3 protein-coding genes are annotated in these 14,562 nt (G+C 72.1%); all 3 read right to left on the reverse strand.

Annotated features, from left to right (window positions below):
• Nucleotides 1–60: 60 nt before the first annotated feature.
• The 3 genes from AOQ53_RS26370 to AOQ53_RS26380 are packed head-to-tail and all read right to left on the reverse strand — an operon-like array spanning nt 61 to nt 14,537.
• Nucleotides 61–1,761, reverse strand: coding sequence for an ABC transporter ATP-binding protein (locus tag AOQ53_RS26370; protein WP_059420965.1), 1,701 nt, complete (start codon nt 1,759–1,761; stop codon nt 61–63).
• Entirely contained in the window at nt 1,748–12,691 is a 10,944-nt protein-coding gene (locus tag AOQ53_RS26375; RefSeq protein ID WP_059420967.1) for a non-ribosomal peptide synthetase, read from the reverse strand. Before AOQ53_RS26375 ends, AOQ53_RS26370 begins: the two co-directional genes overlap by 14 nt.
• 58 nt (nt 12,692–12,749) lie before the next feature.
• Nucleotides 12,750–14,537, reverse strand: a complete 1,788-nt coding sequence (locus tag AOQ53_RS26380) for an ABC transporter ATP-binding protein (protein WP_059420968.1) — start codon at nt 14,535–14,537, stop codon at nt 12,750–12,752.
• Nucleotides 14,538–14,562: the final 25 nt, after the last annotated feature.

Raw genomic sequence — 14,562 nt, forward strand, 5'->3', positions numbered from 1 at the left:
ATCGCGCCCACGCGGCGGAGCCGCACATCGAAACAGCCCCGCGCCCCTCGGCGGGGCGCGTTACCGCGCCACCGCCGAGCAGTAGTTCTCGTCCTTGGCCAGCAAGTTCCGGTGCGTGTCCTCGGCCGTGACGACGCCGTCGTCCAGGACGAGGACCCGGTCGGCGGCGTCCAGGAGGGCCGGGCTGCTGGTGAGGACGATGGTGGTGCGGCCCCGGCGCAGCTTCGCGACGTTGCGTGCGATGAGCTGTTCCGTTACCGCGTCGACGGCTGTCGTCGGATCGTGCAGGACGAGGACGTCGCTGTCGGCGGCCAGGGCGCGGGCCAGGGAGAGCCGTTGGCGCTGTCCCCCGGAGAGGTTGGCGCCGCGGTCGCGGACGCCGTAGTCGAGGCCTTCGCGGTGGAGGGCGACGACGTCGGTCAGCATGGACGCCTCGACGGCCTCGGGGACCATGCGGCTGGTGCCCGACGGGTCGATGTTCGAGCGGAGCGTCCCCGCGAAGATCTCCGCGTCGTAGGGGTTCACCAGCACGTGTTCGCGGACCGCCTCGACCGACAGGTCCGCGAGGTCCCGCCCGCCGACCCGCACCGTCCCCTCGTACGCGCCGGGCGGGACGTTCACGGCCAGGATCGACGCGAGGTCGGCCGCCGCGCGCGGCTGGTAGGCGGCGATCGCCACGAACTCCCCCGCTGACACCTGGAACTTCAGCTCGCGCAGGGTTCCGTACCGGACGCAGTCGACCTCCATGTCCGCGCTCTCGGCCGGGCGTTCGGATCCCTGGGTCATCACCGGTGGCGCGGTCAGCACCAGCGCCATGCGCTCGGCCGAGGCGCGGGCCATCATCACGTACTTGGGCATCTCCGAGAACAGCTTGAGCGGTTCCATGATGAACTGCGCCAGGCCCACGGCCATGACCAGTTCGCCGATGCTGATCCGGCCGTCGAACGCCAGCCAGCCCGCCGTCAGCGTCACGGCGCCGGCGAGGACCGCGTTGAGAGCCAGCGCTGTGCCCGCGTATGCGCCGTTCACCTTGGCGACGGTGATCGCCTGGACCTTCGCCTCCGTGCTGACCTCCCGATAGGACCGGAACGCCGCGTGGTTGCCGCCGAAGCCGTGCAGCGGGCGCAGGCCGGTGATCAAGTCGGCGACCTTCGCGCCCGCCCGCGCCACCCGGGCCTGCTGTTCCTGGGTGCTGGTGCCGATCCGCTTGGACAGCACGCTCAGGCACGACAGGATCGCGACCGTTCCCACGATCACCAGCAGGCCGAGCCGGATGTCGGCCATACCCAGCGCGACCGCCGCGACCACCACCGCGACCAGCGAGCTGATCAGCAGCGGCACCACCTCGATGATGTCGGCTGTCTGGTCGGCGTCCTCGGTGGCGATGGTCAGCACCTCGCCGGACTTGAGGTCCACGTCCCTGGCCACCGGCTTCAGGCCGCAGGCCGCGACCTTCACGCGCCAGCGGTGCGCCTCCGTCGTGTTGGCCTTCTGAAGGATGCGCATCCCGAACCGCCAGGACAGCGACACGGTCGTGATGATCACGGCCAGCACGGCGATGGAGAGGCCGAGCGCGCCGAGGCTGCGGTCCCGCATCGTGTGCTCGACGATCAGGCCGAGCGCGATGGGGAAGGCCGTCTCGCCCGCCTGGTACATGCCCATGAGGAGGGTGCCGCCGGCCATGGCGCCGACGTTGCGGCGCAGTGCGGTGCGGAGGATGTCGGACCCCGAGCGGGGCCGCTGCGTGTCAGGAGTTGTCATCGAGGTGGCGGGCAATCGCTTCCGGGGTGCGGAGGGTGAACAGATCACGGATCGTGATGACGGGACCGTACTCGCGGCGGAGCAGCCCGATCAGCCGCACCGCCAGCATGGAGTGTCCTCCGAGGGACACGAAGTCGCTCACCGCGCTCACCTCGTCGTCGTCCAGGTCCAGTGCCTCGGCGAAGTACTCGCACACCACGGTCTCGGTCTCGGTCTCGGGCCCCCGCTCCCCCACCGTGGTCAGCGCGCCCAGCGGCTTGGCCTCCGGCAGCGCCTTGGTGTCAGCCTTCCCGTTCACCGTCAGCGGGATGCTGTCGACCTGGGCGTAGTGCGTGGGGCGCAGGAAGTCCGGCAGCCCGGCGCCGACTTCGGCGGCCACCGCGGGCAACTCCGCTCCCTCCAGCACCAGATAGGCGGCCAGCCGGTACGAGCCGTCGACCTGTGGGTCGGGCTGGGCGACCGCGGCGACGAACCGCACCGCCGGGTGCGCCGCGAACGCGGCCTCCACCTCGCCGAGTTCGACGCGGTGGCCGCGGATCTTGACCTGCTGGTCGGTGCGCCCCAGGTACATCAGGTTGCCGTCGGGCCGGCGGACCACCAGGTCCCCGGTGCGGTACATGCGCTCGCCGGGTTCCCCGAAGGGGCAGGCGACGAAGCGGTGCGCGGTCTGGGCTGGCTGACCGAGGTAGCCGCGCGCGATGCCGATGCCCGAGACGTACAGCTCGCCGGGGACGCCGTCCGGCAGGGGCCGCAGCCACGGGTCCAGGACGTACACGTCGGTGTTGTCGATCGCGACGCCCACCACCGGGTCCTGGCACTCGAAGGTGCCGACGCCGAGGGTGTTGATCGTGTACTCGGTGGGTCCGTAGAGGTTGTAGCCGACCGTTCCCTCGGTCTCGGCGAGCCGCTGCCACAGCGTCGGGGTGACGGCCTCGCCGCCGAGCAGCACCAGCGGCGGCCGGCGTTCCGGGTTGTCGAGCAGGCCCTCGGCCACGAGCTGCTGTGCGTAGGTCGGGGTCACGTTGACGACGTCGATCCCGTGCTCCAGGCAGTACTCGACCAGCCGGGGCGCGTCGCGGCGCAACTCCTCGTCGCAGACGTGCACTTCATGGCCGTCGGCGAGCCAGAGCAGCTCCTCCCAGGACATGTCGAACGCGAAGGACACGGTGTGCGCGATCCGGAAGATCCGGTGGCCGTGCTCCGCCAGCACCGGCGCGAAGATCCGGCGCTGATGGTTGATCAGCATGTTGGTGAGTCCGGCGTACTCGGTCACCACGCCCTTGGGCTTGCCGGTCGATCCCGAGGTGTAGATCGTGTAGGCGGGATGCCGCAGGCGGTCGGGGTCGTCCGGTGCGAACGTCACGTACGGCTCGGCCTCGGGCAGCGGGCGGTCCAGCTCGATCAGGTCGCCGTTCAGCGAGGTCAGCCGGGGCGACACGGCGCTCACGGTGAGGATCACCTCGGGGCGGGCGTCCTCGACGATCGCGGCGATCCGCTCGTCCGGGTGGTCCAGCTCCAGCGGCACGTACGCGGCGCCGACCCGCAGCACGGCGAACAGCGCCACGATCGAGTCGAGGGAGCGCGGGATCGCGAGACCCACGTTCGTCTCGGGGCCGATGCCCCGCCGGGCGAGGACACCGGCCACCGCGCGGCTGCGGTCCCGGAGTTCGGCGAACGTCATCGTCGAACCGTGGGCGACGAGCGCGACCCGCTCCGGTGCGCGGTCCGCCGCCTGGTCGAACCGGTCGACGACGGTGTCCGTGCCGACGTCCGTGCGCTCGCCCCGCGAGGGCTCCGGCCCCAGGCCCCGCAGCGCACCCACCGGGCCGGTCGACCGGGCCAGGTCCTCCAGCACGCGCAGGTAGTCGTCGAGGAGACGACGGGCGTTCCCGGTGTCCTGGTCGCGGTACTCCAGCTTGACGGTGAGCCGGTCGCCGGGCGTGACGACCCAGGTGAACGGATAGTGGGTGGAGTCGTCGGCCTGCACCGAGGCGATGCCGTGCCTAGCGTTCATCTCGGCGAAGGCGTCCATGTCCAGGAAGTTCTGGAGCACGAAAAGGTTGTCGAACAGGGTGTCGTGGCCACTGGCCCGCTGGATCTCGCCGAGCCCCAGGTGCTCGTGCTCCATCGCCTCGACCCTGGCCGTCTGCACGGCCGAGAGGTAGTCGCGGACCGTGTCGTCCGGCCGTGGCCGCGTCCACATCGGCACGGTGTTGAGCAGCACGCCGACGATGTCCGACAGTCCCTCGCCCTCACGGCCGGAGACGGTCACGCCGAACACGGCGTCACTGCGGCCCGTGTGGGCGCCGAGGAGCAGGCCGAACGCGCCGGTCAGCACCGAGTTCAGCGTTACGCCGTGCGCCCTGGCCGCTTCCCGCAGCAGGTCGGACTGGTCGGCGGACAGCGTGTGCACGAGCGCGCGCGGCAGGTCCTCCGAGAAGGACGGCGCCGGTCCGGCGAGCAGCGTGGGGCCGGGGAGGCCGGCCAGGTGCTCCGCCCAGAAGCGTTCCGAGACGGCGGAGTCCTTGGCGTCGAGCGCCCGGGCGTAGTCCTCGAAGCTCGGCGTGGCCGGGACCGCGTCGAGGGGCTCGCCCGCGACGGCGGCCTCGTAGGCGTCGAACAGGTCCCGCAGCATGATCTCGCGGGACCAGCCGTCCCACAGCAGCAGGTGGTAGCTGAGCAGCAGGCCGTCGCGGTCGCCGGGCAGTCGCACCACGGTCAGCCGGATCAGCGGTGGCTCGCCCGGATCGAACCCCGTGTCGCGGTCCCGGGCCCGCAGGGCGTCGACCTCGGCGTCCGTCGACAGCTCCACCGTGCGGACGCCGACCCGCCGGCCGGCCTTGAGGACCTGGACCGGGTTGCCGTCGGAGTCGGTCGTGAAGCCGGCGCCCACCACCGGGTGCCGGGCGATCACGTACGCCATCGCCTCGGCCAGCGCGCCGGTGTCCAGGCGCCGGTCGAACGTGAACCAGTTCTGCGCCACGTAGTGCCCGGCCGAGCCCGCCATCTGGGCCTGGAAGAACAGGCCCCGCTGGAGCGGGGTGACCGGTGCGGTGCGCTCGGCCGTGACGGCGGCGGCCGCGAGGCGCTCGAGTGCGCCGCGCCAGTGCTCGGTGATCTCGTCGGGGACGCCCTCGGCGAGGGTGAAGGCCGTGTGCAGGCTCCCGGTGGCCTCGTCGAGCCAGGCATTGACCTCGACGGCGTAGGGGCTGCCCTGGCCGCCGCCGGTGATGTGCACCGCCTGGGACTCGCTGCCCCGGCCGAGGTAGTTGAACAGCACCTGCGGGCGGGCAGTGCCGAGCAGGGGGGCTGTCTGCGGATTGAGATACCTGAGCTGTCCGTAGGCGACGTGGGCGCGCTCGTCCGGCTGGCGTTCGGCGACTTCGCGCGCGGCTGCGACGGGGTCGGTGTGTGCGGTGAGCCGCACGGGCGCGATGGAGGTGAACCAGCCGACGGTACGCGTGTAGTCGTGGTGTTCCAGCGCCGGGACGCGACCGTGCCGCTCCAGCTCGATCGCGAGATCGGTGGGCGAGGGCTGGATGTGGGTCAGCGCGGTGCGCAGGGCTCCGCACAGCAGCTCGGTGAGGCCGACGCCGAGTGCGGCGGGGGCGGTGCGCGTCAGGCGGCCGCTCGCTTCGGGCGGGAGTACGACCGTGGTCTCCCGCAGTCCCTCGACGGCGGGGAGCAGCGGGGGCGCCTGGAGCGTGGTGAACCAGTGCCCGAGGTCGTCGATCGCGTGGGCGGACCGGAGGACCAGGGCTTCGGCGTACTCGGCGTACGACGTCGTCGGTGCGGCCAGGGCTTCCCCGCGCAGGGCGGCGGCCAGGTCGTCCAGCAGGATCAGCCAGGACACCGAGTCGACGGCGAGATGGTGCACGGTGACGACCAGGGTCCGGCTCGCCTCCAGCCACGAGAAGGCGACGACCTCGCCCGACTCGGGGTCGAGCCGTCCGGCGGCCTCGTTCGCGGCGGTCGTGGCGTCGGAGGTGTCCGGGCGTACGACGGTGATGTCGCGGGCGGGTTCGGTGCGGAGGGCCCACACTCCGTGTTCGGTGCGGAGCCGCAGACGCAGGGTCGGGTGCGCGGCGACTACGGCGTTGGCCGCGCGCTGGACGTCCGTGAAGCCGGTGCCGTCTGGAGCCTGGAGTGTCCTGGCCTGGGCGAACCGGGCGAGTGAGCCGCCCAGTTCGCGTTGGCGCAGGATGATCGGCGTCAGGGGGAGGGGGCCGTCCTCGCGGTGGGTCGGGGCGGCGGCCTGTGGTGTACGCGTCGCCAGGTGCTCGGCGAGAGCGCGGGGGGTCTTGTGCAGGAACACGTCCCGGGGGGCTATGGGCAGGCCGAGCGTCCTGGCCCTGTTCACGACCGTGATGGCGATGATGCTGTCGCCTCCGGCGTGGAAGAAGTCGGTGTCGGCGTCCACGGCCGTGCCGGGCAGTGTCTGGGTGAAGATGTCGAGAAGTGCGGCTACAGCTGAGTCTTCGTCCGCGGGAGCGTCTTGGCTGGTCGCGGCCCGCGGCGGAGCCGTATAGGGATACAGCCCCGCGCTGCTAAGGGTGCGCTCCGCCAAGGCCTTTCGATCCAGCTTGCCGTTGACCGTCAGCGGCAGGGCATCGATCCTCAGCACTCGGCCCGGGACCATGTGAACAGGCAGCTTCTCGGACAGCTGGGCGGTGAGGTCGTCGGGTACGTGGCCCACCACGTGCGACACCAGGTGATCCCCGCTGTCCGCCACCGTCACGGCGACGTCGGTCACGCCGTCGAGTTCCCGGATCGCGGCCTCCACCTCGCCCAACTCGATGCGGAAGCCCTTGAGCTGGACCTGGTCGTCGGCGCGGCCGGCGAACTCCAGCTCACCGTCGAGGGTGCGGCGGGCGAGGTCGCCCGTGTGGTACATGCGGGAGCCGTCGCCGGCGAAGGGGTTCGCCACGAACCGGCTCGCGGTGAGGCCGGGCCTGCCCAGGTAGCCGAGCGACACCTGGTCGCCGGCGACGTAGATGGCGCCCACCCGGCCCGGCGGCACCGGCCGGAGCCGGTCGTCGAGGAGGTAGGTGACAAGGCCGGGTATGGGGCCGCCGATCGGGCTGACGTCGTCGCCGGGGCCGAAGTCCTCCCCGGTCAGCACGCGGTGGGTGACGTGGACGGTGGTCTCGGTGATGCCGTACATGTTGACCAGCTCGGGGGAGCCTGTGCCGTGCCGCTCGACCCAGCCGCGCAGCCGCCCCAGGTCCAGCGCCTCGCCGCCGAAGATGATGCGGCGCAGGGCGGGCAGCGGCTCGCCGGCGTGCCGGTCGGCCTCGATGAACTGGTAGAAGGCGGACGGCGTCTGGTTGAGCACGGTCACCCCGCGCTCGCGGACCAGCCGGTGGAAGTCGACCGGGGAGCGGGTCAACCCGTACTCCGGCACCAGCAGTTCACCGCCGTACGCCAGCGCGCCCCACAGCTCCCAGACCGCGAAGTCGAAGGAGAAGGAGTGGAACTGGACCCAGACGTCGTGCGGGCCGAAGTCCATGCCGGGCTGGGTGTTGGCGAGCAGCGTCACCACACTGGAGTGCGGGACGACGACGCCCTTTGGCCGGCCGGTCGATCCGGACGTGTAGATCACGTACGCGGGGTCGTGCCAGCCGGCTTCCGGGCGGGGCTGCTCGGCGGTGGCCTGCGGCAGCTCGTCGCCCTGGACGAGCACGCGGGCCCGCACGCCCGTACGTGCCAGGAGTTGCGTGAAGCGGTCCCGCTGCTCGCGGTCCACAAGGACGACCTGCGGGGCGGCGTCGGCGAGGATGTACTCCAGCCGTTCGTCCGGGTAGGCCAGGTCCAGCGGTACGTAGGCGCCGCCCGCGCCGACGATCGCGACCAGGGCGACGACCTGCTCCACGGACCGCGGGACGGCGACGGCGACCCGGCGGCCGGGGCCGACACCGGCCGCGCGCAGAGCGGAGGCCAACTGGTCCTTGGCGTACGCCAGTTCGCCGTACGTCAGGGACCGGGTGCCGCCGTCGAGGCCGCACTGGGTAACGGCGGTGGCGGCCGGGTCACGCCGTGCGGCGGCGTCGAACAGGCCGCCCAGGGGCGTCGGAGTGATGCGCGCGGGGCGCCGGTCGCCCTCGGACATCACGTCGTCGACCAGGGTGTCCGGTCGGGTGAGCAGGGCGGTGAGCGTCGAGGTGAACGTGCGCAGGATCGCCTGGGCGGTGGTCTCCCGCAGCAGCTCGCCGTCGTAGATCAGGTTGAAGCGGGGACGGCCGTCGAGTGCGCGTTCCACGACCAGGGTCATCGGGTAGTGCGGTGCGCCCTCGTTGACGAGGTCGGTGACGACCAGCGTGTCACCGGGCCGCCGCAGTCCGTCCACGTCGGTCGCGACGTCGAACACCACCAGGGTGTCGAACAGGGAGCCGGCGTCGGCCTGGCGGCCGATCCTGGCCAGTGAGACGTGCTGGTGCGGCAGGACGGCGCCCTGGTGTCCCCGCACCGAGGCGAGGAGGTCCCGCGCGGTGGTGGTGCCGGTCCAACGAGCGCGTACGGGGACCGTGTTGATGAACAGGCCCACCATGTCCTCGATGCCGGGTACGTCCGCGTCGCGTCCGGAGACCGTCGAGCCGAACACCACGTCCCTGCCGTGCAGGATGCCGCCCAGTGTCACCGCCCAGGCGCTGTGCACGGCCACGCTGAGCGGCACGCCGGCCGACCGTGCGGCCGCGTCGATGTCGTGCTCCGGCCGCACGGCGGTGTCGGCGAACCGGTCGGACGGGGTGTGCCCCCCTGCGACCAGCGACGGCCCGGGCAGGTCCGCGAGCTGCTCGCGCCACACCCGGTCGCTCTCGTCGGCGTCGCGTCCGGCGAGCCAGCGCAGGTAGTCGGCGAAGCCGCCGATCGGGTACACGCTCCCCGGCGCGTGGTACTCGGCGAGCAGCGCGCGGAGCATCGGCGGCACCGACCAGCCGTCGGCGATGATGTGGTGCACGGTCTGCACCAGGACGTTCCGGCCCGGGCCGCCGCGGACGAGCGTGTACCGCATCAGCGGGCCGGTCGCCAGGTCGAATCCGGCGCGGCGGTCCCGCTCGGCCAGGTCGCGCAGCTCGGCGTCGGTGATGCCGGGGCGGTCCAGGGTCGTGAAGGGTGCCTCGACACCGCTCTCCAGTACGGAGACCACACGGCCGTCCGCGAGGGCCACGAACCGGGCTGCCAGGTTCGGGTACAGCGTGAGCAGCCGGGTGGCCGCCGCCGCGAGCCGGTCGGCGTCCACCTCGCCGTCCAGGGTGAGCAGTTGCTGTTCGACGTAGGCGCCGGCCGAGTCGTCGTCGAAGACGGAGTGGAAGTACAGGCCCTCCTGCAACGGCGTCAGCGGCAGGATGTCCCGCAGCGCCGGGCCGTCCAGGGCGTCGACGTCGACCTGCGTCAGCGGCACCAGGCCGAAGTCGCTGGGCGAGTGGCCGCCCCGCGGGTCGAGTGCGGCCAGTCCGGCCAGGGCGCTGCGGAAGTACTCGCCGATGGTCGCGATGTCCTCGTCGGTGAACATGCCGTCGGGCCAGGAGATGGTGGTGACCAGGTCGTACTCGCCGGTCGCGGCCGGTTCGGCGATCGCGTTGAACTCCAGGGCGCGCGGCAGCCGCATCCGCGGATCACGCTTCTCGCCCAACTGGCCTGTGGAATGCGCGAGTTGCCAGTCCCCGGGCTCGCCGGCGGCGAAGCGGCCCAGGTAGTTGAAGAGCACCTGCGGTGCGGGGGCGTCGAACTCGGTGTCGGTCAGGTAGCGCAGGGCACCGTAGGAGACGCCGTTGTCCGGCACCCGGGCGAGGTCTTCCTTGACGGCCTTGAGGGCGGCGGTCAGGTAGTCGGGTGCGGTGAAGTCGGCCGCCGTGCCGGGGTCGACGGTCACCGGGAAGAGGGTGCTGAACCAGCCGACGGTCCGCGACAGCTCGGGCTCGAAGCCGGCGGAGCCCGCCACGAACTGTCCTTCGCGGCCGTGGCCTTCCAGTTCGATGTGCGCGAAGGTCTGGTCCTGTCCCAGGTCGCGGCGCCATCGGGCGAGCGCGACGGCGAGTCCGGTCAGCAGGACGTCGTTGACGCCCGCGTGGAACTTCGCGGGGGTCTCGCCGAGCAGCGCGGCCGTGATCTCGGGGCCGGCCGAGACGGTCCGCAGTCGCTCCGTGGCGACGGTGTCGGCTTCGGACAGCGCGCGCCTGCCCACCGGCTGGTCCTCGCCCGGCAGGGGGCGCCAGAAGTAGGAACTGTCCGCGTCGAACGCCGCGCGCTCCAGCAGTTGCGTCCAGCGCCGGAAGGACGTGCCCACCGGGGGCAGCTCGATGGGGGTGCCCGAGGTGAACTGCCGCCAGGCCGTGGCCAGGTCGTCCATCAGGATCCGCCAGGACACGCCGTCGATCACCACGTGATGGGCGACCAGGACCAGCTGCCCCGCCTCGCGGCGCCACACGGCTCGGAGCATCACCCCGTCGTCGGGGTCCAGGGCGTCGGTGGCGAGTGCGACGCACGCGTCGAGCGGCCCGTCGCTCTCCTGCCACCCGACGACAGCCTGGTCCGGCTCCGGGATGTCGAAGCTCCAGCGGCCTGCGCGCACCAGCCTGGCGCGCAGCATGTCGTGCCTGCGGACCACGGCGGTGAGCATCTCGTCGAGAGCGCCGGCGGTCAGATCCGGCGGGGTGTTGAGCACGACGGACTGCACGAAGCCGTCGATCGCGTCGGTGGTACCGCCGAGCCACTGCACGATGGGCGATCCCACGACGGTCCCGGTCGCGACATCGCGGTGGTCGACCGTGGAGACGTCCTCCCGGCTCGCGACCGAGGCCAGGGCCCCCACGGTGCTGTGGGTGAAGATCTGCCGTGCCGTGACGTAGAGGCCCGCGTCGCGCAGCGCGGTCAGCAGCGAGATCGCCAGGATGCTGTCGCCGCCGAGCTGGAAGAAGTCCTGGTCGACGCCGACCTCTTCGAGCCGCAGCACCGCCGCGACCGCCGCGCAGACCGCGCGCTCGTTGTCGGTGGTGGGCCGTACGAGCGTGCCGGTGCCGATCGTGGGCTCCGGCAGGGCGTTGCGGTCGAGCTTGCCGTTGGCGGTGAGCGGGAACTGAGTCATCACGACGATGTGGGCGGGCACCATGTACTCGACCATGTGCTCGGCGGCCCACGCCTTGACCTCGTCCGCCCGCAGGTGCTCGCTGCCCGCGGCCGGGATGACGTAGCCCACCAGGTAGGTGCCGCCCGCCGCGTTCTTCCGCGCGACGACGCAGGTGTGCCGTACGCCGGGGTGCTCGGCGAGGCCGACCTCGACGTCCTCGATCTCCAGCCGCATGCCGCGGATCTTGATCTGGTTGTCGGCGCGGCCGAGGAAGTCCAGCGATCCGTCCGGGGCGAACCGGGCGAGGTCACCGGTGCGGTAGAGGCGGGAGCCGTCGCTGGCGAAGGGGTTGGCGACGAACCGCGAGGCCGTCAGACCGGGCGCGTTGACGTAGCCGCGTCCCAGGAGGAAGCCGCCCACGTACAGTTCGCCGCCGACGCCGACGGGGACCGGGCGCAGCTCCTCGTCCAGGACGTACAGCTGGGTGTTGGGGTTGGCCTTGCCGATGGATGTCGACAGGCGTTCCGCCGCTCCCCGGTAGATCACGTGCGATACGCCGATGGTCGTCTCGGCGGGGCCGTAGCCGTGGTACATGGGGATGTCGAGCTTGGTGCGGAATCGCTCGTACAGCTCCGGGGTCAGCACCTCTCCGCCGCACCACACGTGCCTGAGGCTGTCCAGCCGACCGGAGTCGCCGGCGATCTCCAGCAGCACGTCCAGCATGGACGACACCAAATACGTGAAGGTGACGCGCTGTTCGGCGATGACGCTCAGCAGGTGGTGCGGGTCGCGTTCGCCGCCGGGCCGCAGCACCACCAGGCGGGCGCCGGACACCAGCGGCAGGAATATCTCGTTGATGGAGATGTCGAAGGACAACGGCGCCTTGAACAGCGAGGCGTCGTCGTGGCCGAAGCCCAGGATCTCGTTCACCTGCCACAGCAGGCGCTCGCTGATCGCCTCGTGCCGGATCATGGCACCCTTGGGCCGTCCGGTCGAGCCGGACGTGAAGATCACGTACGCGAGGGCGTCGCCGCGGACGGTGACGCCGGTCCCCTCGGTGGGGTGGGAACCGTAGCGCCAGTCGTCGAGGTCCACGGCCACGGCCGGCGGTTCGGCCGGGTCGTGCTCGCCCGAGTCGTTGAGCTGTACGACGACCCGGGCGTCCTCGATGACGAGGGCCCGGCGCGCGGCGGGCCACTGCGGATCGAGCGGCACGAACGCGCACCCCGCCTGGAGCACGGCGAGCAGCCCGATCACCATCTCGGCGGAGCGGCCCAGCGAGATGCCGACGACCTGTTCGTGGCCGAGGCCGCGTTCGATCAGATGGTGGGCCAGCTGACTGGACCGCTCGGCCGCCTGACGGTAGATCAGCGACCGGTGCTCGTCGACGATGGCGACGGCGTCCGGCCTGGCCCGTGTCTGCTCGCGGAACATCTCGACGATGGTCGGGCGGACACGGTCGGCCTCGGTGTCGTTCCAGCGGGCCAGGACGTCGAGTCTCGCGGCCGCGCTGGACGGGCCGATGGTGCCGAGGGGCCGGTCCGGGAAGTCGGCCAGGTCGTCCAGCGCGAGCTGCCCCTCGGCCGGGTCGACACCGTCGGGGACGGTGATGGTGCGGCCGTCCGCACCGACCTCCCAGTCACCGGGCCCGGCCCCGCCGTTGTCGACCCACCCGAGGACGTCGGCGAACAGGGTGCCGGGGGTGAGGTCGATGCCGTCGGGGCTCTGACCCGTCGTCCAGTACGACAGCGCGATGGCGCACGCTTCGGTGATGGTCCTGTCGGAGTAGTCGCCGGTCCGCCGGCGTACGTCGGCCAGGCGTGCGGGAGAAAGCCGTACGAGACGAGCGCTCGGTTCCATCATCGAAGACTCAGCACCCTTTCAAGGAAACCAAAGTAAGCCCAGCCTAACTTAGGCTTGCCTAACTACCCTCGCGCCATGCCTGCCACAGTCGCGCGTACCGGCCGCCCAGAGCCACCAACTCGTCGTGCGTGCCCTGCTCGACGACGCGGCCCGCGTCCAGCACGGCGATCCGGTCCGCCGCCGTCGCCTGGGTCAGCCGGTGCGCGACGAACAGGGTGGTCCGGCCCGCGCAGGCGGCCAGGACCGCGCGTTCCAGCTCGGCGGCGCCCTCGCTGCCGGCCTCCGCGGTGGACTCGTCGAGCACCACCACGGGCGAGCGGGCCAGCACCAGCCGGGCCAGGGCGATCTGGGCGACCTTGGTGACGTCCAGGCGCTCGCCGCCCTCGCCGACCGTGGTGTTCAGTCCGTCGGGCAGCGCCTGGACCCATGCGTCGGCGCCGACCGTGCGCAGTGCGTCCGTCAGGTCGGCGTCGGTCGCCCCGGGCGCGGACAGCCGCAGGTCTTCGGCGAGCGGGCCGGAGAACACGTGCGTCTCCTGCGTCAGGATGCTCACCAGGGCCCGCGCCCCGGCCTCGTCCAGACCCGCCAGGTCGGTCGTGCCGATGCGCACCGACCCGGACTCGGGAGTCCCGATGCCCGCGATCAGCGCGGCCAGGGTCGTCTTGCCCGCACCCGTCGCGCCCACCAGTGCGAGCGACCCCCCGGCCGGGATCGTCAGATCGACGTCCCTCAGCACCGGTTCCTCGGCGCCGGGGTAACGGAACGTCAGCCCCCGCACCGTCACCGGCAACGGCTCGGCGTCCGCCGGCGCGACGGCCGGGTCACCCACCAGGCGGCCCTCACCGGCCTCCCCGAGCACCCCGACCAGCCGGGTCAGGCTCGCGCCCGACTTCTGCGCCTCGTCGAAGGTGAACATGATGAGGCCCAGCGGACCGAACAGCCGGTGGAACAGCAGCGGGGCCGCCGACACCTCGCCCAGGCTGGCGGCGTCGGCCTCCAGCAGGGCGTACCCCACCACGATGATCAGGACCAGCCCGATGAACTCGGCGCGGTTCTCCCGGCCTACGAACCGGCCGAAGAACCGGAACACCTCGATACCGAGATCGCGCACCCGCCAGGACTCGCTGGTGACCTTCTCGCGGAAGGCACCCTCAAGTCGGTACGCGCGGACCGTGTCGATCCCGTTCAGACCGCTGATCAGCGCCTGGGCGCGGTCGGCCTGGGCCACCCGCTGCTTCCGGTAGAGCGGCGCGGAGCGCGGGAGGTACCAGCGCAGGGCGAGCGCGTACGCGGGCAGCGCGCCGGCGCCCGCCAGTCCGAGCCGCCAGTCCAGCCCGAACATGCCGAACGTGGCGATGGTGACCAGCACTCCGGCCGAGAACACCGTGGGGATGGCCGTGCGGATGCCCTTGGAGATGACGGCCACGTCGTCGCCGACCCTGGAGAGCACGTCTCCCCGGCCGACCTGTTCGACGCGGGCGCTCGGCATTCCCAGCACCGCCCGGACGGCTCCTTCCCGCAGCCGCGCGAGCAGGTCGGCGCCCAGCCGGCCGATCAGGTAGGTCGACACCGCGGTGGCCGCCGCGCCGAGCAGCGCGGCGGCTCCGATCAGCACCCCGACGGTGACCAGGATCGAGCGCGACTCCCCCTCGACCACGCCGTCGACCACCCGGCCGAGCAGCAGGACCGGGAGCACCTGGAGCGCCGCGCCGGCCACCGTGGTGAGCACGGTGGCCGCCGACAGCCAGGGCACCTCGCGGCAGTGCGCCGCGACCCATCGGGAGGCCTCGCGCCCGGTCGCCGTGTGCAGGGTCGCCGGGGCGGGGCGGGTGTCGGTCGCGCTCACACCGCGACCCGGGCGGGCAGGGGAC

This window comes from Streptomyces azureus (assembly GCF_001270025.1).
GTDB lineage: Bacteria > Actinomycetota > Actinomycetes > Streptomycetales > Streptomycetaceae > Streptomyces > Streptomyces azureus.

Coding starts and splice junctions, on each gene's coding strand:
- AOQ53_RS26370 (WP_059420965.1), bottom strand. CDS start 1,761: ATGACAACTCCTGACACGCAGCGGCCCCGCTCGGGGTCCGACATCCTC.
- AOQ53_RS26375 (WP_059420967.1), bottom strand. CDS start 12,691: ATGATGGAACCGAGCGCTCGTCTCGTACGGCTTTCTCCCGCACGCCTG.